The following is a 23,186-nucleotide window of genomic DNA, read 5'->3' on the forward strand; positions in this document are numbered from 1 at the left end:
GGGTGGTGTTTAGCCCTCAGTTCCAAGGATCGCGATAGCTCGAATCCGAGGTAAGCTATACCCGCTATTAATAACCTTATCTGCATGGGGTGTACCAAAGTCCAATTTGATCATGTCACTGAAATTGATAAGATTCAAATATCGTTCAACTGGCGAATTAAGTGAACTCCTTCTGTAGCTTGTTGAATGGAACAAACTTTGTGAATTCGGAAAGATAGCGTCATGTTGGGCGCTTGCGATCACGTAAAATGCTATTATGCGGACCTTGAATATGTGGGATTACGTGCTACAAATAGTCAGTTAGCCCTTGTGCTTGAGTCAATGCCGCCTTCAAAAGAGAAGCTGATTTATCGCCTCATATTTTTACTAAAAATCCTCTTCCAGCGGCCCCAGCAGACTTTAATAATCAATAAACAAGAAAAGGAAGTTCAGTGAGCGCTTCGTATATCAATATCAGAAAATGCCTTGCTTGTTTTGCTATTGTTTTTCCTGTCCTCATCATCGGCTGCAAATCATATCCATCGCTTTCTCCGGACGACAAACATCTCGCGCATGATTACCTTATCGGTCCAGGAGACAATGTGGACATCATCGTTTGGCGCAATCCGGAAGTTTCCATGGCGGTACCGGTTCGGCCGGACGGGAAAATCACGACGCCTCTGGTAGAAGATTTACCGGCCAGCGGGAAGACATCAACGCAGTTGGCGCGAGATATCGAAGAAGCTTTATCGAAGTATATTCAGCAGCCGGTTGTGACCGTTGTCGTGACGGAATTTGTCGGCCCCTACACTGAACAAATCCGAGTCATAGGGGAGGCGGCGAAGCCTCAGGCACTTCCATATCGTGAAGAAATGACACTGATGGATGTTCTGATCGAGGTCGGGGGCATAACGGATTTTGCCGCAGGCAACAAGGCCAGGATCGTCCGTAACATAGACGGAAAACAACACCAATTTAGCGTCCGATTGGATGATTTGATCAGGGATGGTGATATCTCGGCCAACGTGCCCATGCAACAGGGGGACGTTCTTGTCATACCGGAAAGTTTCTTCTAATGAAGTTGGGTTGCCTGGGTTAGCGCGGCAAAGAGCTTATCGAGGCATGGCGATAACTCTGCTATTGGCTTCATTGCAGACATTTGGTTGGCAATATGCGTCTTTTTGCCAAACCGGCATTTATTATGAGAAAGCAGACTGGTTTCACCTTCAGGATGAAGACGCAAAAATATAACGACGAAGCAAAAATAGGCCGATTTCCGGACTATCAACCCAAAGACGACAGAAATAATCTTTCTGCAATAACGTCGACAATAGTACTTTTACGAGCCGTTTGACATATGGAGGAACTTACAGCCCAACTACTCGTTTACCTGAAAGGGGTCTGGAAATATCGCTGGGTTGCGGTAATCGCCGCCTGGGTCGTTGCTACGGCGGGATGGACTATTGTTTATAAGCTACCTGATGATTATCAGTCCACCGCGAGGATTTACGTCGATACTCAAAATGTATTGAAGCCTTTGATGGCAGGCATGACGGTATCTCCTGACATCCAACAGCAGGTTTCCATTATGAGTCGTACCCTTATCAGTCGTCCAAATGTGGAAAGAGTTATTCGGATGGTGGATCTGGACATAAAGGCAAAAAACGTAAAGGAACAGGAAAATCTCGTCAAAGACCTCATGAGTAAGATCCAGCTCGGGGCAGCCGGACGTGATAACCTTTTTACCATTCACTATAACAATCAAAATCCAAAACTCGCCAAAGACATCGTTCAATCTCTACTCACTATTTTTGTCGAGGGCGGTCTTGGAGACAAGACACAGGACTCCTCATCTGCGATTCGCTTTATTGATGAGCAGATCCGCAGTTATGAGGAGAAATTGATCGCGGGAGAAAATAATCTTAAGGCGTTCAAGCAGAAGAACATCGGACTGATGCCTCAGCAGGGCGGTGATTATTACTCCCAGCTATCTCAGGCTGTGGAGGATCTTAATAAAACAAGGCTGGAGTTGCGGGAGGCCGAGCAGGCACGCGACGCAATCAAAAGACAAATTACCGGTGATGAGCCCGTTCTTCTGGTGGATCAGGATGATTCGATCTCGTCCATAGTCAATGTGGAGCTTGATTCTCGAATTGATGCGCTGGACAAGAATCTGGATGCGCTCAGGCTCAACTTTACGGAACTGCACCCCGACATCATATCGACGAAGCGTCTTATTGCGCAGCTTGAGGAACGTAAAAAGGAAGAAGCAAAGCTGACCAAACCTGGCGCTGACCCTGGCAAGAATTATAGTCCCATGTTGCAGCAGCTCAACGTGGCCTTAGCGGAAGCCGAGGCTGACGTCGCTTCAATGAGAGCCCGTGTGGAGGAATATACTTCCCGGTATGACCGGATGAAATCCCTCAGCAATGCCGTACCTCAAGTGGAAGCGGAGCTTACGCAACTTAACCGCGACTATCAGGTAAATAAATCCAATTATGAAAAACTTCTCGAACGCCGTGAATCTGCAAAGATATCGGGAGATCTGGGTTCCGCTACCGATTTGGTGTCGTTCAGGATTATTGATCCACCAACGGTTTCGGATAGACCAGTAGGCCCAGACCGCGGCAAGTTTTTTTCTATTGTTTTCCTGGGCGCCTTATTGGCGGGGATCGGCATAGCGTTTGTTATCAGTCAGGTACGGCCGACGTTCCATAGTCAAGCCAGCCTGCGTGAAATCTCCGGTAAGCCGATATTGGGTTCTATTCCCATGATCTGGACCGATCAGGAAAAAAGTAAGCGCAAAAAGCGGCTTTATGCGTTTGGTTTTTCCCTGCTGTCTTTGCTGGGTCTATACGGAACATTAATGGTAAAAATTGCTTAACCCAAGGCCCGGGAATTAGAGATTCTCTTGCTTGTTACTGATCAGTATGAACATTTTGCCGGTGTAGGAAGGTTTGCCTTTCTGTGTTTCGCCTTATAACGATCTTTCAAGAGATAAGCCTTTATAGCACGGTATATTTTGTGGCAGCGGGCTCTCGGGAAAACGCTTATTTTTCGAATACAACTGCAGGGTACCGGAATTGCAGAATTCACCGTGATCGGCGCATTAACCGTTGAATCTCCAATCTACCCCTCCTGTTTTTAGTTTAGAACAGGCAGTTCGCAATTAATACAGAGCGACACCTGGCAAGTCCAAATCAGAATATTGGAGAAAGCGTGAGCATTATTGAAAAAGCGGCAGCTAAACTCGAAAAAGAAGCGGAACCCAATGTCCAGCATACGCCGTCAGCCGCTTCCATAAATCCCGTTAAAGAACACTTGATTGAAAATGATGTTCCCAAAAATGATGCTTCCAAGGAAGAACCCAGTCAGAATCGTCTGCCAAACCCTGGTTCGGCATCGAAACGAATTACGCTAAATCTCGCAAAAATGCGCCAGCATGGCATCGTCACGCCAGATGAGGGAAGAACACAGATAGCCGGGCAATTCCGTGTGATCAAGCGGCCATTGCTCACTAACGCTTTTGGCAAGGGGCCGACCAGGGTCAAGAACGGAAATCTGATCATGGTGACCAGCGCCCTCGCTGGAGAAGGAAAAAGTTTTTGTACTGTCAATCTGGCTATGAGCATAGCTATGGAAATGGACCGCACGGTATTGCTGGTCGACGCCGATGTGGCGCGTCCTACGGTTCCCAGAATCCTTGGTGTTGGAAAAGAGAGAGGCTTGCTCGATATTCTGCTTGATGAAAAACTTGATTTGGCCGACGTTCTGATTAAAACCAATGTTGAGAAGCTGACTCTCCTCACCGCCGGAACGCGCCATTCTCATTCCACGGAGCTACTGGCAAGCCAGAGCATGGGCGAATTGCTAAAGGAGCTCGCGGAACGCTACGCCGATCGCGTTGTTATTTTTGATTCGCCGCCGCTGCTATTGACTAGCGAGGCCCGCGTTCTGGCGAGCCAGATGGGACAAATCGTCCTGGTAGTAGAGGCCGAAACGACATCACAACAGGCTGTTAAGGAAACCCTTCGACAGATCGAATCCTGCGATGTCGTGAATTTGATCTATAACAAGGCCAGATCTTTCTCTGGTGGTGAATATTACGGTTACTACTATCATGAGAGTGCCTGAGAATAAGCGCTACCATAGGGTTTTATTCCCGGCTGCTTGTTCTGCTGCGACGGTGTTGTTATTTTTGTCGCCTTCCTCTGACGCTGCCGAATGGCGGGTAGTTCCCCGGTTGAGTTTGGTCGAAGTTTATTCTGATAATGTTAGATTAGGAACAGCATCGAGCGCGTCAGGATCAGGCGACTTCATTACCCAGATCAATCCGGGTATGTCTATGAATGGGTTAGGGCCCCGCTTTAACCTGAGATTGGATTATACGATGAATAATCTTCTCTACGCTCAGAACAGCAACCTGACCCGAACCAGACATCAATTGAACGCAATTGGAAATGCCGAGCTGATTGAAGACCTGTTTTTTGTGGATGGACGAGCCACGATGGCGCAGCAAAATCTCTCGCTAACGGGACCGCAATCAATGGACAACGTTAACGTCACAGGTAACAGAGCTGACGTAAGAACATATAGTATCAGTCCTTATCTCCGCCACCGCTTCAAGGACTTTGCAACCGCCGAGGTGCGGTATAGCTTGAGCCAGGTTACCTCAAACGCCAATGCCCTTTCCAATAGCCAGGGAACCGGCTATTTATTTGGTTTGAACAGCGGTAGCGCGTTCAGGACGCTTGGTTGGGGTTTTAATTATAGCAATCAAACGGTTCATTTTGACCGTTCAAACCGGAACGCCGAGTTCGAACGCTACATCGCCACACTTCGTTACCGCGTTACGCCGCAATTTGGCTTGATAACTACGGGAGGCTACGAAAAGAATAGTTTTCTTTCGATCCGCGGAAGCCCATCGAGTCCTACCTGGTCAGTAGGCTTTTTGTGGACACCGACCGAAAGAACCAGCATAGCGATCAGTGGCGGCCAAAGATTTTTCGGCGACACCTATTCAGCCCTTGCTACCCATCGCACTCGCTTGACTGCATGGGAAGCGAGTTATGATGAAGGACTTACGACATTCAATCAACAGGCTCAGTTTGGCTCAATGCTCACTATGGGGGGCTCTCTGAGCCAGCTTCTTACAGCGCAAAATCCAGGCCTCAGCCCCGATGTCATTCAGCAAAACACCGGCGCCATTCTTGGACTTGGAACTTCAGGTGTTTTCGCTAATCCCAGCAATTTTTTATCGAACCGGCTTTTTCTGCAGAAGCGCTTCCAGGCTTCTGTTGCTATGAATGGTACAAGAAATACGCTTGTATTCAGATTATTCAATATGACGCGCCGGGCGTTTTCGCCAGAATCGGTGGATGTCGGGCTGGGAAATGCCGCAGACTTGTCGTTGCTCAACCATACTAGACAGAGCGGTGGCAACGGGTTGTGGAGCTACCGAATTTCGCAGTTAACCAGCGCCAATCTGAATTTTGGATTTACAAGATTCAGCTATCTCGGAGCCGACAGGCAAGACGATATGATGTTATTCAGCACCGGGCTGATGAGGCGTATTCCGGAGATCTTGCCTGATCTCGTAGGCACGCTTCAAGTGCGACATAATCGGCGAACTTCCAGCCAGGCTGGGGCAAATTATCATGAGAATGCCGCGATCGCAACCCTGAGTATGAGTTTCTAGCGGAAATAGACAAATGTACGTACCCTTCTACGGCTTCAGAGTCAAGCCCTTTCAACTGAAACCTGATCCCAGTTTTTTCTTTGGAAGCAAGGGCCATAAACGCGCCATGGCTTACCTCGAATATGGGCTTTCCCAGAGAGAAGGTTTTATCGTGATCACCGGAGAAGTCGGTGCGGGAAAGACCACCTTGGTACGCAATCTTTTCCGCAAGCTGGAGTCCGAGAAAATTCTTGCCGCTCAAATCGTCAATACCGATCTGGAATCTGCCGATACATTGAGAATGGTCGCCGCGGCGTTTGGACTACCCTACGAAAATTCGGATAAGGCTTCTTTACTCATTCGCCTCGAGCAGTTCTTTCGCCAATGCGATCAGCAAGGAAAACGCACGCTTCTGGTTGTGGACGAGGCGCAGAACCTCTCCCGGCGGACCGTTGAAGAGTTGAGGATGCTTTCCAATTTTCAAACGGATGACAGGCCTCTGCTCCAGACATTCCTGCTCGGCCAACCGGAGTTCAGAAAAACTTTACTTGGTAGCGATATGGAGCAATTGCGGCAAAGAGTGATTGCAACCTACCACCTCGGACCCATGGATTTATCGGAAACACGATTGTATATCGAACATAGATTAAAGACTGCAGGCTGGTGTGGTGACCCATCGTTTGAAGACGATACTTTTGAAACCATACACAACCATGCGGCCGGCATTCCGCGAAGAATCAATGCGTTGTGTGATCGGCTTTTATTGATGGGTTGTTTAGAGAAATTGCACAACTTCGGCAGTACGGAAGTGGATGAGGTGATTCGGGATATTCAGCAAGAATTTGAGATCCCGATAGCGGCAGCCGATGTGCCAGATATAAGCGATCTAGGCCTGGTTCGAGAAGAATCTCTTTCCCACCTGCAAAGCATGAGCGCCAGAATTGTCAAGCTGGAGGATTCTGTCGTATCGTTGGCGCACCTGCTCAAACAGGTACTCTCGCTGGCTCGCTCAAACAAGAGCCCGCCAAAAGACACATAATGCTACTCATATGCGAGTACTGCTCCCCCGCCCCAGGGCGGACCCAAGAACTGCAGGGATTCGTGGACAATTTGAGAATAACATCCAAAACTGGCCAACTGCCGACGTTATCGGGAGATAGGCGATGAAGGATTTCCAAAAGTGACGACAACACGTATACGTAATGCGATGACTGTCGACGTGGAGGATTACTTCCAGGTTTCCGCCTTCGCCAATCATATTTCACGGGACTCATGGGCATCTTTATCTTGCCGTGTAGAGATGAATATCGATCGTATTCTTGCTTTACTGGACGAGGATCGCACAAAAGCAACTTTTTTTACCCTTGGATGGATCGCCGATCGCTACCCCGCCATGGTAAAACGGATTGTCGCCAGCGGGCACGAACTTGCCAGCCATGGCTGGGGTCACTACCGTGTTTCGGATCAGGAACCCCATGAGTTTCGAAACGACATTATTCAAAGCAAAGCCATTCTCGAGGATATCGGTGGGCAGGCAGTGCTTGGCTACAGAGCGCCGAGCTTTTCCATAGGCAGCCATAATCAATGGGCGCTGGATTTGCTTGAAGAAGCAGGCTATCGCTACAGTTCCAGTATTTATCCCATCAAACACGACCACTACGGCATGCCGGAGGCCCCCCGTTTCGCCTATTATCCGCGCTGCAATAACCGATTACTGGAATTGCCTATCACCACGATGCGTCTATTCAAGCGGAACATCCCTGCAGGGGGAGGCGGCTATTTCCGGCTTTGGCCTTATCCGGTTTCGAGATGGTTCCTGCAGAGGCTGAATCACCTCGAGCATCAATCCGCAATCTTTTATTTCCATCCTTGGGAGATAGATCATCAGCAGCCGCGCCAGAAGGGCCTCAGTATGAAAACCCGCTTCCGCCACTACTATAATCTCCATCGAATGGAAGACCGTGTCAAAGCCCTCACCCGTGACTTCGAGTGGGATCGCATGGATCGGATTTTCCTGAGTTAAGCCGTATGAGCTGCATCATAGACGCGTTCCGGGAGGATCAAGAAAATGCCTCTCTTCAGGCTGATGCGCCATCCGTGCACCTGCTGCGACCGCAAGAAGCAAAAAAATGGGATGCATTCGTATCGGTTTGTCCCGAAGCTACTTTTTTCCATCGCGCGGGTTGGCAAACCGTTATCGAGCGTGCCTTCGGCCATAGAACCTGGTTTCTTTACTCCGAGTTGGATGGTGAAATTCAAGGTGTGCTGCCACTGGCAGAAGTCAAGAGCCGCCTTTTTGGTCATTCCCTGAGCTCCCTGCCATTTTGCGTCTACGGCGGTATTGCTGCAATTTCCGAACCCGGCCGGGAAGTGCTTGACCAAGCTGCCCAGACGCTCGCTTCACAGCTGCAAGTGGACTATCTCGAATACCGGAACTTGAAAATGCTGCATTCGGACTGGCCAACCAAGGATCTCTATGCGACGTTTCGAAAAGAAATTTCGCCGGAAACAGAGCAGAACATGCGGGAAATTCCACGCAAGCAGCGTGCAATGGTGCGCAAGGGTATCAAGTTTGGGCTGGAAAGTGTCGTAGATGAGGGTATCGAGCGTTTTTTCTCCGCCTATTCGGCAAGCCTGCATCGCCTTGGCACCCCGGTTTTCTCGAAAAAATATTTTCGCATACTCAAAGAGGTTTTCGCAGATGACTGCGAACTGATGATCATCGTCAAGGAAGGGCGCACCGTCAGCGGCGTGATGAGTTTTTATTTTCGTGACGAGGTCTCGCCTTATTATGGAGGGGGAACCGGCGAGGCGCGGGATTTGGCCGGTAACGATTTCATGTACTGGGAGCTTATGCGGCGTGCCTGTGAAAGAGGTTATAAAATCTTTGATTTCGGGCGCAGTAAACATAACACCGGGTCTTTCGATTTCAAGAAGAATTGGGGATTTGAGCCGCAACCGCTTTACTACCAATACCAGTTACACCGGTCCGGGGCGATGCCCGACCATAATCCACTTAATCCCAAATATCAGCTTTTCATCAAGGCTTGGCAAAAACTCCCCATTTCGGTTGCCAATTTCGTCGGTCCTCACATAGTGAAGAGTCTGGGTTAGATCAGTGCAGGAACTGCTTTATCTCGTCCATCGCTTTCCCTACCCGCCCGACAAGGGGGACAAAATTCGGTCCTTTCATTTGCTCAAGCATCTGAGCCAACGCTATCGCATTCATCTCGGCACTTTTATCGATGATGAGATGGATCATAAGCATCTTGAGAGAGTCAGAGATATGTGCGGGGAAACGTGTTTCCTTGATCTCTACCCGAGATCAGCGCGAATTCGTAGCCTGTCGGGGCTGCTTTCGGGGCAGCCGCTCACCTTGCCCTATTATCACGATAAGCGTCTGCAGGCATGGGTCAGCAATTTGCTGGAAACAAGGCCTGTCGGAACCATTCTGGTTTTCTCGGCAGCCATGGCTCAATATGTCAGCCATGCAATGAATATCCGCCGGGTAATGGATTTTGTAGATATCGATTCGGACAAATGGATGCAATATGCGGCGACCATTGCCTGGCCGATGAGCTGGATATATCGGCGCGAGTCGAAATTGCTGCTGGATTATGAAAAACAGGTCGCCAGGCTCTTCGATAGTGCGACTTTCGTTTCCGAGACCGAGGCCGATCTATTCAAGCGTCTGGCGCCCGACGTTGCGGAAAAAGTCACCTACTTTAATAACGGAGTCGATGCGGACTATTTTTCCCCGCAAAATATTTACCCTAATCCTTACTTGACCGGGATAGATACCCTGGTCTTCACCGGCGCAATGGATTACTGGGCAAATGTCGATGCCGTGCAGTGGTTTGCAAGCAATATTTTTCCCGCTATTCGTCTGCAATTGCCCAAGGTCGAGTTTTATATCGTTGGTGCTCGTCCGTCAGCAGCGGTAATGGCTTTAGCCGATCTTCCCGGCATCATCGTTACCGGGTCAGTGCCGGATATCAGGCCCTACCTTGCTCATGCATCCATCGCTGTGGCGCCGCTACGTATCGCACGCGGGATACAGAATAAAGTTTTGGAAGCCATGGCGATGGGAAAAACGGTTATTGCCTCTCCGCAAGCGATAGAGGGAATCAATGCAAACCCTGATCGGGATATGGTAGTTGCCAACGACGAGAGCGACTTCATCAATCGAATTATCGAACTCCTGCAGAATGGGCCAAACCGCGCCATTGGGCGTGCCGCCAGAACGCGTGTTCTGGAAGATTATAATTGGAAAAAAAATCTGGGACGAATCGACGCACTCTTGTCACAGCCGCAGACAATTTAACGAGGACTATTCGCATATCTTGCAAAACGATATTCGAGCTGCAGGAAACGCCTTCGTATGTATGGTATGAATGCCCAAACGCCGCAACACATTACGCATGATTACACTATAGCGCCAGATCAGCAAAAGCTGAAGGCAGCGGCGCTGCTGACGCTCGCGGCCATTGCCGGAATTCTCGCGGGCTATCATGAGACTACCGGATCCATGATTTCAATCTGGATACGATCCGAGACATTCGCACATGGTTTTCTGATCTTCCCCTTCAGCGCCTACCTGATCTGGGGGCAGCGCAAGCACCTCAGTAAGGCATTCTCCCAACCAAGTCCGTTTGCTCTGCTGGTGCTTGCAGGCCTGGGTTTCAGTTGGCTGCTGGCAACGCTAGCCAGTGTTCAGGTATTTAAGCAGTTGTTGTTGATCGCAATGATTCCGGCTGCGGTTTGGGCAATTCTGGGTCGCCGGATGGTCTGGGCGCTTGCCTTTCCGTTGGCTTACCTCGTGCTTGCGGTTCCATTTGGGGAAGCGTTGATCCCGCCGCTCATAGACTTTACCGCCGACTTTACCGTAAAGGCACTTCAATTGACCGGCATACCGGTTTACCGGGAGGGCAGCTTTTTTTCCATACCGAGCGGAAATTGGTCCGTGGTGGAGGCCTGCAGCGGCATACGGTACCTGATTGCATCGTTTACATTGGGTACCCTTTACGCGTATCTCACGTACCATAGCCTGAAGCGCCGCCTGATATTCATTGCCCTCTCGTTGATCGTCCCCATCGTTGCGAATGGCATCCGCGCCTATATGATTGTAATGACCGGTCATCTGAGCGATATGCAGCTGGCTGTAGGGGTCGACCATCTAATCTACGGTTGGGTTTTCTTCGGCTTTGTGATGTTGTTATTATTCTGGATCGGTTCTTTCTGGCGGGAGGATGACAATACATATGCTAACGACAGCGCCGGGCCCGCTACAGAAACAGAAGAAACAGAAACGACACTCCGTACCGATAGGACAATTTCGCTAAAGAGTACAGTTTCCGCCGCCGGTGCGGTCCTTGCGGTGGCCTTCATCTGGCCAATGTATGCCGGGCACCTGGAACATGCTTCCTCCCCTGGCACAGGGCCAGTAATTGACATTCCGGATATTGCGGGAAAGTGGCAGATCAGTTCAAGCCAAACCTCTGACTGGAAGCCTGAATACGTCGGCGCCACGGCCCAATTGTTGCAGAATTACCAGAAAGACGGAACGTCGGTGGATCTTTACATCAGTTATTACCGTAATCAAAAACAGGGTTCAGAGTTGATCAACTCTCAGAATATACTGGTATCGGAAGCTGAGCCAGGTTGGCACAACATCAGACAGGAAACACGCAGCATAGCCTTGGGCTCCCGGCAAGAGGTCGTCAACCAGGGCGAGTTGCGATCTTCCTCAACACGGCTGCTGATATGGCGATGGTATTGGCTGAGCGGGGAGAGTACGGCCGACCCTTACCTGGCCAAATTCATTTTAGCCAGGAACAGGCTGCTGCAAAGGGGCGATGACGGGGCTGAGATTATTATTGCTACCCGTTATGAAGATACGCGAGAGGAAGCGGTTCCGGTACTTCAGGGTTTTCTCGACGATATGTTGCCTGCTATAACTAACGCGCTTGAGAATGCAGACAACCGCTAGCGGCCGCAGCGATCGGATAAAATCCGCTGGTAGCGCTGAGCAGCCTCCGCTTATTGTTCATGTAATTTACCACCTGGGTGTCGGGGGTCTGGAGAACGGGCTTGTGAACCTGATCAATCATATTCCGTCCCAGCGTTATCGACATGCCATCGTTTGTTTGAAGGGCTACTCCGACTTTAGCCAACGGATCAAGACGGAGAATGTGGAAATCGTGGCACTGCATAAGCGTGAGGGAAACGACTTCAGTGTTTATATCAACCTCTTCAAAACCTTCAAACGGTTGAAGCCGGATATTGTACATACTCGCAATCTCGGCACGTTGGAGGGTCAGGTGATTGCGGCATTCGCAGGCACGCAGGCACGGGTGCACGGGGAACACGGTCGGGATATGTTTGATTTGTACGGGAAGAACCGTAAATACAACCTCTTGAGAAAAGCAATTCGACCTTTTGTGAATCATTTCATCGCTGTCAGCAGGGATCTGGAGAGTTGGCTCGCCAACACCGTGGGCGCCACACCGGATCGCATCAGCCAGGTCTACAATGGAGTCGACAGTTTGCGTTTTCGTCCGCGCAATCGCAAAGACTCTGGAGTCGGGAATTTCCCGGAGCTGCGGGAAGGATTTTTTACGGAGAGTACGTTTGTCATTGGTAGTGTCGGCAGGATGACGGACGTAAAAAATTTTCCCTGCCTGGTTCGGGCTTTCCTGATGCTGTTGGAAGAAATGCCCGCCGCTCGGGAAAGACTTCGGCTTCTGATTGTGGGTGACGGAAATGCGCGGTCGGAATGCATCGGGATGTTGCGCGAAGCCGGAGCGGAAACCCTCGCCTGGCTCCCAGGTGAGCGAGCCGACATTCCGGAGTTGATGCGGGCTATGGACCTGTTTGTGCTGCCTTCGTTGGGCGAAGGCATTTCGAATACGATATTGGAAGCCATGTCCACTGGCTTGCCGACAGTAGCAACTCGCGTTGGTGGCAATGTGGAGCTTGTGAGCGAGGGCGTTACCGGGATGCTCATTTCGCCGGATGCGCCAGCCGCGATGATGGAAGCAATATTAAAATACTATCGAAACCCGGATCTGATTGCCAATCACGGCAAAGCAGCCCGGCAACAAATTGAGACAAGCTTCAGCATGGATGCCATGACCCAGGGCTATCTGCGGGTCTATGACAAGGCTTTACGCCTGCGATCGGATTAAGGAAAAAGCATGTGTGGAATCGTCGGACTGTTTGATACCCGTGGCCAGAGAGAAATCGACCGGCAATTGCTCGGGCGCATGAATCAGACGCAGGTTCACCGCGGACCGGATGAAGGGCAACTATATACAGAGGCAGGGATAGGTCTTGGTCACCGCCGCCTTTCAATAATGGATGTTTCCAGCGGACAGCAACCGCTTTTTAACGAAGACGGCACCGTTGTCGTCGTTTTCAACGGTGAAATCTATAATTTTCAGGAACTCGCCAAGGAACTTGTTGCACTGGGACATGATTTTCGCACCCATTGCGATACGGAAGTTATCGTCCATGCCTGGGAAGAGTGGGGTGAGCTTTGCGTAGACCGGTTTCGCGGCATGTTTGCCTTCGGTTTGTGGGATCGTAACCGCGAGGTGCTGTTTCTTGCTCGCGACCGGCTGGGTATCAAGCCACTTTATTATAGCCTGCTGAACGATGGTACATTCATTTTCGCTTCCGAGCTGAAGGCTCTGCTTGCGCACCCGGATTTTCGCCGGGATATGAATCCCCACGCCATCGAAGATTATTTCGCTTATGGCTATGTTCCTGAACCAAAAACCATATTCACGCAGGGTCTCAAGCTGCCGCCAGCTCATACACTGAAGCTTCATCGCGGCCAGAGTACACTGCGCCCGCGCCAGTACTGGGAGATACCGTTCACCCCGAACGAATGCACCAGTGTGCAAGAGGCGCAGGAAGAGCTGATTGTCCGGTTGCGTGAATCGGTAAAGATCCACCTTATGACTGAGGTGCCGCTGGGTGCGTTCCTGTCGGGTGGAGTCGACTCCAGCGCGGTGGTGGCAATGATGGCCAATCTTATGGAAGAACCGGTTAATACGTGCTCCATCTCCTTTGGCGACCCCGCATTCAATGAATCCCAATATGCGCAAAAGGTGGCAGATCGCTATCACACTCAGCATAATATGGAGCAGGTGGACGCAGACGATTTCGACCTTATAGACAAGCTGGCTTCTCTATATGATGAACCATTCGCAGACAGTTCGGCCATGCCTACCTATCGGGTTTGCGAACTGGCCAGGAAGCGCGTCACCGTTGCCTTGTCGGGAGACGGCGGCGATGAAAACCTTGCCGGCTACCGCCGCTACCGTTGGCACCTTTATGAGGAACGGATGAGATCCATGTTGCCGCTCGGATTCCGCAAGCCCTTGTTCGGCCTGCTGGGGAATGCATATCCAAAGGCTGATTGGGCGCCCAGGGTCTTGCGTGCAAAATCCACCTTTGAAGCGCTCGCTCGCGACTCCGTCGAAGGATACTTCCACGGTGTTTCCATCATGAAGGATCGAATGCGCCAACGCCTGTTCAGTGCTTCTTTCAAACGCAGTCTCCAGGGATACGACGCAGTGGAAGTGCTACGTACGCATGCGGGAAAATGCCCTGTACAGGATCCCCTTTCCCTTGTGCAATACCTGGACATGAAGACTTACCTTGTTGGCGATATCCTTACCAAAGTGGACCGGGCGAGCATGGCACATGCACTGGAAGTACGTGTCCCGCTGCTGGATCATAAGCTGGTCGAGTGGATATCCGGTCTTCCAGTCTCGCTTAAGCTGCGCGGCCAGGAAGGCAAATACGTGCTCAAGAAAGCGCTGGAACCCTACCTTTCCGATGACATCCTTTACAGGGATAAAATGGGATTTTCGGTACCGCTGGCAAGCTGGTTTCGCGGCCCGCTTCGCCAAAGGCTAAACGATGCATTAATGGGTCCGACTTTGGCCGACACGGGATTCTTCAATAAGGCGTTTCTAAAGGAAATGCTTGAACAGCATCAATCGGGACGGCGCGATTATAGTGCTTCGCTCTGGTCATTGCTGATGTTCGAATCGTTTTTGCGTAATGTGCTCGACACGGAGCAACCCAGCGCGCGTAAGAATGACCTCAGGGTGGCATGACGTTCCATGGCAGAAATCCGGCAATTCTACAATCCCGGAATCATGTGATTCCCTGGAAAATAACATTGCCGGGCTTCTCATTTATCCCCGACGTAACGTGATCTGATCATTTCGTTGGGCCGTAACGCTATCGGTCGCGTTTCTCCTGCTGACTGAGCATAAATCCTGGAGGGTGCGACAAGATGATGGACGTATTTCTCACCGTTGACGTAGAAGTTTGGTGTGATGGTTGGGACGACATTGATGCCAAATTCCCAGCCGCCTTCCAGCGGTATATTTACGGACCTACGTCAAGGGGTAATTACGGCTTACCGCATCAACTGCATCAATTACAGGCGCATGGCCTGACCGGCGTATTTTTTGTCGAGCCTCTTTTCTCGACCCGCTTCGGGCTGGACCCATTAGCCGAAATTGTCGGTCTTGTTCGGGAACGAGGCCATGAAATACAGCTTCACCTGCATACCGAGTGGGTTGACGAGTCCAACGAGCCCCTACTCGACAACGTAACAGGTAAAAAGCAGTTTCTGCGATATTTTTCTTTACAAGAACAGACAATTTTGATTCATGCGGGCGCGAAGTTGATTGAATTGGCAGGCGGGCAGCATATAAACGCGTTTCGCGCGGGGGGCTTCGGCTTCAACAGGGACACGCTTCGTGCTCTTGCCGCAAATCGCATTGCTTTCGATAGCAGCTACAATGCCAGCATGTTTGGGTTGGACAGTGGAGTTAATCCGGACGTTACGGTTGTAGAACCGATTGAATGTGAAGGGATTTTTGAGTATCCCATGACGGTTTTTGATGGGGGCACGCATTCACTGCGGCATGCGCAGGTGACAGCATGTTCGTACCGGGAGATGGAGGGCTTGCTCTGGCAAGCGCTGGAAGCCGGGCGTAAAGCTTTTGTTATCCTCTCCCATAATTTCGAGTTGCTTAACAGCAGTATGAACCGGCCGGATGATATCGTAGTGGCTCGCTTTCGCAAGCTTTGTTCATTTCTGGATCGCCATCGGGATTGCTTCCATGTCCGCGGGTTTCATGGTTTGACACCTACTTCGGAGTTTTTGCAACCGGCACCGCTTACCTCGCCGATCTGGAAAACCGGGCTAAGAATGCTGGAACAAGGGATACGGCGGAGGTATCGTTGAATCGAAAATGGCATTATCATAAAGTTCCCATAAAGCTTCAGCTTGGCGATAAGATATTGCTTGCGCCTGAATTATGGTTGCAAGTTCGCGAAGTGGGGATTGATGATGAAACTCCACCAGTGGCGGAACCGATACCGCCAGCCGACCCTCTGCAGGCGAATAGCCAGGGTTTCCTGATACGATCGCTGCGCGTCATCGGTGAGCAGCCGGTACTGAGAGAGCGGGACGGTTACCTCTGCTATATATCTTCCAGGCACCAGCGGTACTACATCGATATGCGCCAGCCGTTTGAAGAGTACAAAGGCAAATTTTCCTCCAAGACGCGCTCAACTCTCAACCGTAAAATCCGGAAATATACGGAGCATTGCGGCGGCAGCATTTCGTGGAAGCTCTACAAGTCTGCCGGGGAAATGCCGGAATTCTTTCAGCTGGCGCGCACCGTTTCCCAAGTAACCTATCAGGAAAAACTCCTTGATGCGGGGCTGCCCGATTCTGAGGAGTTTCGTCGTGAAATGGATCAGCTTGCTCAGCAGGGGCATGTTCGTGGTTTCATTCTTTTTTATCAGGATATACCTGTCTCGTATCTCTACTGCCCGGTTGTCAATGACGTCCTGATTTACGCCTTTCTTGGATACAACCCCAGCTACATGAATTTTTCGGTAGGCACGGTCCTGCAGTGGCTCGCCCTGGAGCATTTATTCGCGGAGCGTTGTTTTCGCTTTTTTGATTTTACCGAAGGACAATCAGAACATAAAAAGCTATTTGCAACCCATCATATTCAGTGCGCTAACGTTTTTTTCCTACGTAGCAACCTGCGCAATAGGTTGTTGTTGCATAGTCAGAGAATCGTCGATAATTTTAGCAAATTGACTGGCGACAAGCTGGATCAACTGGGGCTCAAGTCGAAAGTAAAAAAAATGATGCGTTTCGGGATCTGATATTTTTTATCCGGGGGCAAATTCATCAGTGGATCCGGCTCAAAGTTTTGTGTCGATACTATTTCTTCTGCTATATATATAAGGATACGAATGAGAGTGTAGAGTTCGATTGAAGTTGATGGAAAAGCCCTGATGTCGTTTCCCGGGATGAGTTATCAGTTAACGTGCGGTATCCCAGGTCGAATATACAGACATGCCATTATGTGCATCGCTCCTGGATCATGGCTTATGATTTTTTTGGAAGAGCCTTTTCGGCTAAAGTGACGAAGATGTTATCTTAAGCACAGCAGATAATCGAAAACGTTTAATGCCAAGATAATCCTTACATTATGATCCTCTGGTATTCTGCTGGCAGTTCAGACGAGGCAATGGACCTCTCCGCACTGGGACCGGTACCGCTTGAGCTGGACCCGCGCTGGCTGAGCAGCCGTATCGACAGTTCGGACAAATATGTACAGTATTTCCTGGTTGGTGATAAACAATATCCTAGTGGTTATGCTCCTTTTTTTGTTCATCCGGGCGCATTGTCATACTGCTTAGGTGAAAGCACAGTATTTCATATTCCCGTGCTTAGGTATGCGCTACAGGCAGCGCCACTGTGTGAAAATCAGGCATTGCTGGCCGGATTGTTCAAGCCGCTTCAGGAAGCGATAGGCAGGCGCGGTGTCGTATTTTTTGAGGGTGTGCAAGCAGGCTCTCCGCTTGCCGAGCTATTGCTGTCGCCGGGGAGTCCGGTCCGCAATTTATTCCATGTGGTTCCTTATGGGCCAGCCTATACGCGACGTCTTATCGAACTTTCAACGGGAGCGCAATTCGAAGATTATTTGCGCACGCTCGGGAGCAAGACCCGTGAGGATATTCGCCGCACGCGCAAGAATTTCAGCGTGAAAGCGAAAAACCCGGTCAGGATGATTCGTTACACAGAACCCGAGCAGGTTGACGAGTTGGCTGATGCCCTGGCGCGAATATCCCGCAAGACTTACCAGTACCACTTGCTTGGTCTCGGGCTTGAAAATACTCCCGAGCATATCAGGCAACTTCGCGCGGCGGCAACTTGCCGCTGGCTTCGGGCATACATTCTCTGGATCGGCGACACGCCGGTTGCCTTCGGACTTGGTTACCATGACGGTCGTACCTATTTCGGACATCAGGTGGGGTACGATCCAGATATATCCAAGTTGCAACCGGGCATTTACCTGCATACAGAAGTCATGGCTGATTTGCTGGCGGACGGCATTTGCCGCTTCGATTTCCTGGCGGGTGACAATTTGTACAAGCAAAGAATGTCAAACAAATTTCGAGAGGAAAGGCATTACTATCTGATTCCGCGCGGGTGGCCCGGTACAGCTTATGCACACAGCTTGGTTGCAGCGAATTGCCTATCCGAAACAATTGGACGCTGGCTTGATAAAAACGGATTGAAGGAGCGCATCAAGCATCTGGTTCGTACGAGCACTGTAAAGCATTTCAGGGGCAAAAATTAAGTCTTATCAGAAGAGATTGAATTAATGAAGGTTCTGAAGATTTTCACTTTGCCCAGTACCCGGTGGCGTTTTCATTCACCGGTTGAGTTCGCCTCAGTCTGAAATAGCTATAACTTAATTCAGTACTGTTCATAGGGGCGCTGCCGCTGCATATGCAATGGTTATCCGGCTGATGCCACCGTATCCATGCATTCGCTGTTGCCGGAATCCCACTGCCAGATTACATAGGGCGAGGGGCCCAACGAGCCCGCGCATATCCGCGACCATCCAGGCATGGCGTCGATGGGGTCGGTGTAATATGAATGAATGTAGACGATGAAAAAGGGGCGTGGGGCCGACCGAACTGACTGGTCGATGTGTTGGGCAGTTCTAGCAATCATCAATGCATCAAACGGATTATTCATAAAGCAGATTGTCGGATACTCGGGCAAGCTGAAGGTCGTGGCATCTGCACAGACTGGATTGATATCAAAGCACTTTCGCACAGGATTCCGATAAGTACCGACATTGCGCATTGCCATCTCGTGGAGCTCCTGGGTATATTCCACGCCTATAATCTGGCGGAATGGATACTCTGCTGCCACGAATAGCGCGCGTCCCTTTCCCGAGCCGAGATCGATAAAAATAAAGTCACCAAGGTCGAGGGGGGGCAGCATCCCGAGCAGCGCTTGTATCGATTGTTCCGTTACCGGTTCATATGCCTTGGCATGTGTTTTGAGCGCGTCTTCCGCGGTCAAAAACTCCGGCTCTTCAGTGCCTGCGGTTTCTACGTTGCATCGCAGATCGAACGACCGGTCGAAAGCATGACTTGCCTTCCAGTACTTGCCTGTGACTATCAACCCCAGGTTGTAAATGAGCAATCTGCTGAACTCTGCAATTGAGCGGCGGCGCCAAGCACGGGCTACCCGATCGAATAACAAGATTTCATGTTTCATCGGCGTGGCCTCAAGCTTTAATGATCGTTGGGCGTACAGTCTCTGTCATTGCACTTTTCCTTTGTGTCCGGCAAGCCTAACCTCTGCTTTTTTATATCATAAGCAAGGCGCAAAAACCAGAAATTGCCTGTCGGTTATCTGTAATGCCTATGGCTACGCTTGAATTGGCTATCAGTTTAACCGGCGGGGTTCGCGCTGATTACATGATTGCATTCGAGGCCTGGTTCGCATAGGACCAAGGTTCACCATCGGATAATAACCATCACAAACTATCACTGGACGGCAGTGTTCATAGCTAAAGCTTCAGCACCTATTGTTCGGCTGCGGACGGGGCATCGGCTCACCCATGTGCCTGCCTGACCGGGGCAGTGCTGATATGATCCAGCGCCACAGCGGATATTGCACCACCATGATTGCTGCGATAAGAAGGCCATAAAGCACAGTGTATCGAGCTATCAGTTCACCCGGTCCGGCCAGATTCGAACGATCGCTGCTCAGCAAAAACTGCATTGCGGAAAACACTTGGCCATACTTGACGATTACTTGTTCCGTACCAAAAGAGAGTGCAAAATAGGCTAAAATGCCGCAAGCAAACACCCATGCGGTCGCTCTTGTCCGGTGCGCCAACCCTGGGCTCGATGCCAGCACCGCCTTCGTTCCACCAAACGCAATCTCGGCCATGGCCAGGCCAATCAGCAAAAATGCACCCACGCTGCCATTGTTCGCTATCAGCTCGACCAGATTGTCTGTCGATGCTTCCGAAACCACAATGTAGTATGAAAGCGGAATCAGCAGGAAGGCGCCAATCGACCATCCCAATAGCGCTGACTTTGCATCCGGAAGGATATGCCACGCGGCGATAAGGCATCCCGCCGTGGCCGCTACACTCCATAAACTGAATAATGCCAGAAAGCGGCCCAGTAATTCCCATTCCCAGGGCCATCCCAAAACAGGAGATCCAACAATGTCATGGATACTTTCGCTTGGCACCGAGGACCACAGCAGCAACCATGCGATCAACCCATGCAGCAATACCAGAGGCAGGAAGCTGAGCAGGTACAGCTCACCCCGAGCCAGCCATTGTGCAATCAGTATGGGAAAACCTATCGCCCAATACAACAGCGTCGCGAGCAATATCAGTGACCGGACAGGGTGACCCTCGTATATCAGTTCGCGAACGTTATACGGCGTCAAGGGGGACTGCGTAATCAGCCAGCCCATAGCCGCACATATCCCAACTCCGATTGCTAGTAGACCGAGGGTCCGTTTCCCGCTCACCTCTGCATTGATTGCGACAACAGGCTGCGATTGGGCCGCTGGCGTGCCAGCTTGCAGCGTTGTTGCCGGCTGGCGGACCTGCGCTGTCGACAAGACCCAACCAACCAGCAATAATAAAATAAGTTCCGTTATATCTGCTGTGCGGCCCAGCAACCCCATCTGCATTAGTTCTATAAAAGAAGACCAGATAGCCAGCCCCAGCACTGCTTTGCCGATGCCCAGCCCCGTTCTGTGCGCAAGCCATATCAGGGCAGTATAAATAAACAACGATTGGACCAGGCCGCGGACCCCCACTTCCAACGATCCCTGAAGCATGGTTGCGAAAGGAATGCCATTGAAGGTTCCGCCCGGAGCGGGAGAAAAAGGTGTTAGTGCGGAGATGCTCCAAGCGGCCAGCAACAGCCAGAACGCCACTTCAAAAGGTTTTTTGGGCCCGGCGCTCAACGCGATCAAATATCCGACATAACCTGCCGCCGTCCCCAGGAGAAGCGATGCATCCAGTGTCAAATTCACGATAACGACCTTACCGACCCAGACCAGCAGGATCGCGCCCCCCAGCAACCAAGCCGCCCGCTGCCCCAATGCCGTGAAAGCGCTACCCGCGACAGCTACACCGGCTGCATGCATTGTGATTGCCGGGAAAGAAAAGCTGAATGCGAGGAAAAGTGGCTTCAGTGCATCCTTGAATTTTTGTATATCCAGCGATGGCACCAGCGGCAACAATTCGGTGAGCAACCATAATACCAATATCACCAGAGGTACTAGCGAGACCACATTCAGTGGCTGTCCCCCTGCAGATAAACGCGTTGCCATCAGGTGTGCTGTCGCCATACCTGCCGCCATACCCACCATATTCCATGCCACATCCGCCAGCGCCGCGGAGCGGGACGGTAGCCAAACCTGAGCTAACTGCAGGCTGAAGGAATATATCAGCGCCAGAAAGAGTAACGTGGCGACACCGATCCTGCTATCGAATCTTTTTCGGGTAAATAATATTCCCACCATTCCCAGTGGAAAAAAAAGTGCAACATTACCCAGCATGTCCCCCCGGGAAGTAAATAAATTCCAATCGGTAAGGAATTGCTTTACAGCACCCGGGTCAGGTTCGGAAAGATCGCCGGGATATAGCGATCCATAGGCAATGAGTACGACGATAACGGACAGAACGCGCATTTTTCCTAGCCATAGCCGGATGAAATTAAACTGAGCGCAACGGATGACACTCCATTATTGCGCGAGGGGCGCTGGTTTGATTTCCAGCATTGGAGCCCAGCGGGGCCTGACTTTGTCAAGCGTATAGGCACCCATCCCGCCTTTACCACGTAAATCGCCATTGAAATCCAGATCGGCATCCGGATATATATCGAAACGCACATTACCTTCCGCATGCTTCCGCACATTGCCGCCTGCCGGTGCCAAATTCATTTCGCCTAAAGGCGCAAACGGCCGAGCAAGAAAATCCGAAGCCTCGTTGAGCTCGCCGGTCAGATTTCCTTCCAGGAAAGCATCACGCATTCGGGATCTGTCGAACACCATATTGGCAGTGACGAGTTGTGGATAGGCCGGATCGTGTTCGCGCCGTGAAAGTGTTATGCCGGCCCCGTTGGCTATCACTGTATTGTAGAACACACTTATTCTGCGTGCGGTATCGTTATGCGGTTGAATTCGTATCGCATCGCCAAAATGATTTACGAACAAATTATTGTACAACGCGATATTGCCTTCCCCTTGGAATAGCGATTCATGCGGATTCTGATAGAAAAAATTACCATAGACGAGATAACGATCATCTGCACCCGATCCTGCAAGCGGCCAGTGCCCGACCAGTACGTTGGGTCTCGCCATCTTCTGGGAGGACCCTCCATTCGCCTTGCTGAAAACATTGTGTCGAATAATCGTTGCGTTGCGTCCATCCGGCATCTCCGGCAATAGCGGGCGAGATCGCTGATGTTTGATCTGCAAGTTATAACCGAGCGTATCGACTACCAGATTGTGCTCGATCAACCCGGCAATGAACGGCGCGCGTCCATCCGAATTTCCAAGATAGAGGCCGGTTCCGGCGCCCTCGATCACATTATTGCGAATTATCCAGCCCCAGGCTGGGCATTTGGTGGAAATGCCTACCGTTTGCTGATTATTGCCGTGGCCGATCACGCGTAACCCATCAAGGGTAATATGGTGCGCCCAGTCTGCATGTCCCTCGCATTTCACGCCATCCACCGGCAGACGGCGGCCATCGAGATCCAGATTGCGAATGGCGACGTAGCTCGAATTGATGATGCTGATCGTGTTATGTCCAGGGCGCGCCACAAAAACCGCGCGCGGACCTCTTTCCGGCCCCGAAATCATGATCGGTGCTTGTGCGGCGCCGCGTAGATAGTGTATCGGCAGACCGTTCTTATACTCTCCTGGTAGTAATCGCAGGTAAGCACCTGGTTCCAGCATCTTCAGTCTGGCGAGATAATTATCCGGGTTGGCTGTATAGCTTGCACCTGCGGAAACAGATGTCGACCCGGTGATAACGCTGGCGAATGCGAGGAGAAAGTGGAAAAAAAGAATATGGCTTGATTTGATCATTTACATGGATATCAGCGAGTTCGATGAACCGCGGGCGTCAAT

General features: G+C 50.8%; 17 protein-coding genes. 14 read left to right on the forward strand and 3 right to left on the reverse strand.

Features of this window, described 5'->3' with window-relative positions; all coding sequences use genetic code 11:
- Window positions 1–497: 497 nt before the first annotated feature.
- The 14 genes from F822_RS09570 to F822_RS09640 all read left to right on the forward strand — a co-directional run bounded on the left by F822_RS09570 (window position 498) and on the right by F822_RS09640 (window position 18,354).
- Window positions 498–1,055: an XrtA/PEP-CTERM system exopolysaccharide export protein gene (locus F822_RS09570; protein ID WP_231623604.1), complete on the forward strand. Its 558-nt coding sequence runs from the start codon at window positions 498–500 to the stop codon at window positions 1,053–1,055.
- Between the two features lie 281 nt (window positions 1,056–1,336).
- Complete coding sequence (locus F822_RS09580; protein ID WP_025040857.1) at window positions 1,337–2,863, forward strand: XrtA system polysaccharide chain length determinant; 1,527 nt, start codon at window positions 1,337–1,339, stop codon at window positions 2,861–2,863.
- Window positions 2,864–3,198: 335 nt separating this feature from the next.
- Window positions 3,199–4,113, forward strand: coding sequence for an XrtA-associated tyrosine autokinase (locus F822_RS09585; protein ID WP_025040856.1), 915 nt, complete (start codon window positions 3,199–3,201; stop codon window positions 4,111–4,113).
- Window positions 4,100–5,677: a TIGR03016 family PEP-CTERM system-associated outer membrane protein gene (locus F822_RS09590; RefSeq protein WP_036575610.1), complete on the forward strand. Its 1,578-nt coding sequence runs from the start codon at window positions 4,100–4,102 to the stop codon at window positions 5,675–5,677. Before F822_RS09585 ends, F822_RS09590 begins: the two co-directional genes overlap by 14 nt.
- Window positions 5,678–5,690: 13 nt before the next feature.
- Window positions 5,691–6,695 carry an XrtA/PEP-CTERM system-associated ATPase gene (locus tag F822_RS09595; protein ID WP_025040854.1) on the forward strand — a complete coding sequence of 335 codons (1,005 nt, stop codon included), beginning with the start codon at window positions 5,691–5,693 and terminating at the stop codon, window positions 6,693–6,695.
- Window positions 6,696–6,863: 168 nt separating this feature from the next.
- Window positions 6,864–7,679 (forward strand): XrtA system polysaccharide deacetylase, encoded by an 816-nt coding sequence (locus F822_RS09600; RefSeq protein ID WP_036575713.1) that lies wholly within the window; start codon window positions 6,864–6,866, stop codon window positions 7,677–7,679.
- A gap of 5 nt (window positions 7,680–7,684) precedes the next feature.
- Window positions 7,685–8,770 (forward strand): FemAB family XrtA/PEP-CTERM system-associated protein, encoded by a 1,086-nt coding sequence (locus F822_RS09605; protein WP_025040852.1) that lies wholly within the window; start codon window positions 7,685–7,687, stop codon window positions 8,768–8,770.
- 4 nt (window positions 8,771–8,774) lie between these two features.
- A complete protein-coding gene (locus F822_RS09610; RefSeq protein WP_025040851.1) occupies window positions 8,775–9,980 on the forward strand; it encodes a TIGR03087 family PEP-CTERM/XrtA system glycosyltransferase in 1,206 nt (401 codons plus the stop codon).
- Between the two features lie 57 nt (window positions 9,981–10,037).
- Window positions 10,038–11,645, forward strand: coding sequence for an exosortase A (gene xrtA / locus F822_RS09615; RefSeq protein WP_231623456.1), 1,608 nt, complete (start codon window positions 10,038–10,040; stop codon window positions 11,643–11,645).
- Window positions 11,629–12,843: a TIGR03088 family PEP-CTERM/XrtA system glycosyltransferase gene (locus tag F822_RS09620; RefSeq protein ID WP_051536658.1), complete on the forward strand. Its 1,215-nt coding sequence runs from the start codon at window positions 11,629–11,631 to the stop codon at window positions 12,841–12,843. Before xrtA ends, F822_RS09620 begins: the two co-directional genes overlap by 17 nt.
- Before the next feature lie 9 nt (window positions 12,844–12,852).
- A complete protein-coding gene (locus F822_RS09625; RefSeq protein ID WP_025040848.1) occupies window positions 12,853–14,787 on the forward strand; it encodes an XrtA/PEP-CTERM system amidotransferase in 1,935 nt (644 codons plus the stop codon).
- Between the two features lie 182 nt (window positions 14,788–14,969).
- Window positions 14,970–15,932, forward strand: coding sequence for a polysaccharide deacetylase family protein (locus F822_RS09630; RefSeq protein WP_025040847.1), 963 nt, complete (start codon window positions 14,970–14,972; stop codon window positions 15,930–15,932).
- A 275-nt stretch (window positions 15,933–16,207) separates the two neighbouring features.
- On the forward strand, window positions 16,208–16,870 hold the full coding sequence (locus F822_RS09635) for a GNAT family N-acetyltransferase (RefSeq protein WP_231623458.1): 663 nt from the start codon (window positions 16,208–16,210) through the stop codon (window positions 16,868–16,870).
- A 368-nt stretch (window positions 16,871–17,238) separates the two neighbouring features.
- The gene (locus tag F822_RS09640) at window positions 17,239–18,354 is read left to right on the forward strand and encodes a GNAT family N-acetyltransferase (protein ID WP_025040845.1); all 1,116 of its coding nucleotides are present in this window, start codon (window positions 17,239–17,241) and stop codon (window positions 18,352–18,354) included.
- Window positions 18,355–18,515: 161 nt separating this feature from the next.
- On the opposite strand, the gene F822_RS09645 is transcribed toward F822_RS09640, so the two are convergent.
- The 3 genes from F822_RS09645 to F822_RS09655 form a co-directional block, all read right to left on the reverse strand.
- Window positions 18,516–19,289 (reverse strand): class I SAM-dependent methyltransferase, encoded by a 774-nt coding sequence (locus tag F822_RS09645; RefSeq protein ID WP_025040844.1) that lies wholly within the window; start codon window positions 19,287–19,289, stop codon window positions 18,516–18,518.
- Window positions 19,290–19,592: 303 nt separating this feature from the next.
- Entirely contained in the window at window positions 19,593–21,740 is a 2,148-nt protein-coding gene (locus F822_RS09650) for a VanZ family protein (protein ID WP_025040843.1), read from the reverse strand.
- 54 nt (window positions 21,741–21,794) lie between these two features.
- The gene (locus F822_RS09655) at window positions 21,795–23,144 is read right to left on the reverse strand and encodes a right-handed parallel beta-helix repeat-containing protein (RefSeq protein WP_051536656.1); all 1,350 of its coding nucleotides are present in this window, start codon (window positions 23,142–23,144) and stop codon (window positions 21,795–21,797) included.
- Window positions 23,145–23,186 lie beyond the last annotated feature (42 nt).

Source organism: Nitrosospira briensis C-128, from assembly GCF_000619905.2.
In the GTDB taxonomy this organism is placed as follows: domain Bacteria; phylum Pseudomonadota; class Gammaproteobacteria; order Burkholderiales; family Nitrosomonadaceae; genus Nitrosospira; species Nitrosospira briensis.

Coding starts and splice junctions, on each gene's coding strand:
- F822_RS09635 (WP_231623458.1), top strand. CDS start 16,208: ATGCGCCAGCCGTTTGAAGAGTACAAAGGCAAATTTTCCTCCAAGACG.
- F822_RS09595 (WP_025040854.1), top strand. CDS start 5,691: ATGTACGTACCCTTCTACGGCTTCAGAGTCAAGCCCTTTCAACTGAAA.
- F822_RS09620 (WP_051536658.1), top strand. CDS start 11,629: ATGCAGACAACCGCTAGCGGCCGCAGCGATCGGATAAAATCCGCTGGT.
- F822_RS09650 (WP_025040843.1), bottom strand. CDS start 21,740: ATGCGCGTTCTGTCCGTTATCGTCGTACTCATTGCCTATGGATCGCTA.
- xrtA (WP_231623456.1), top strand. CDS start 10,038: ATGTATGGTATGAATGCCCAAACGCCGCAACACATTACGCATGATTAC.
- F822_RS09630 (WP_025040847.1), top strand. CDS start 14,970: ATGATGGACGTATTTCTCACCGTTGACGTAGAAGTTTGGTGTGATGGT.
- F822_RS09625 (WP_025040848.1), top strand. CDS start 12,853: ATGTGTGGAATCGTCGGACTGTTTGATACCCGTGGCCAGAGAGAAATC.
- F822_RS09580 (WP_025040857.1), top strand. CDS start 1,337: ATGGAGGAACTTACAGCCCAACTACTCGTTTACCTGAAAGGGGTCTGG.
- F822_RS09590 (WP_036575610.1), top strand. CDS start 4,100: ATGAGAGTGCCTGAGAATAAGCGCTACCATAGGGTTTTATTCCCGGCT.
- F822_RS09600 (WP_036575713.1), top strand. CDS start 6,864: ATGACTGTCGACGTGGAGGATTACTTCCAGGTTTCCGCCTTCGCCAAT.
- F822_RS09640 (WP_025040845.1), top strand. CDS start 17,239: ATGGACCTCTCCGCACTGGGACCGGTACCGCTTGAGCTGGACCCGCGC.
- F822_RS09605 (WP_025040852.1), top strand. CDS start 7,685: ATGAGCTGCATCATAGACGCGTTCCGGGAGGATCAAGAAAATGCCTCT.
- F822_RS09645 (WP_025040844.1), bottom strand. CDS start 19,289: ATGAAACATGAAATCTTGTTATTCGATCGGGTAGCCCGTGCTTGGCGC.
- F822_RS09655 (WP_051536656.1), bottom strand. CDS start 23,144: ATGATCAAATCAAGCCATATTCTTTTTTTCCACTTTCTCCTCGCATTC.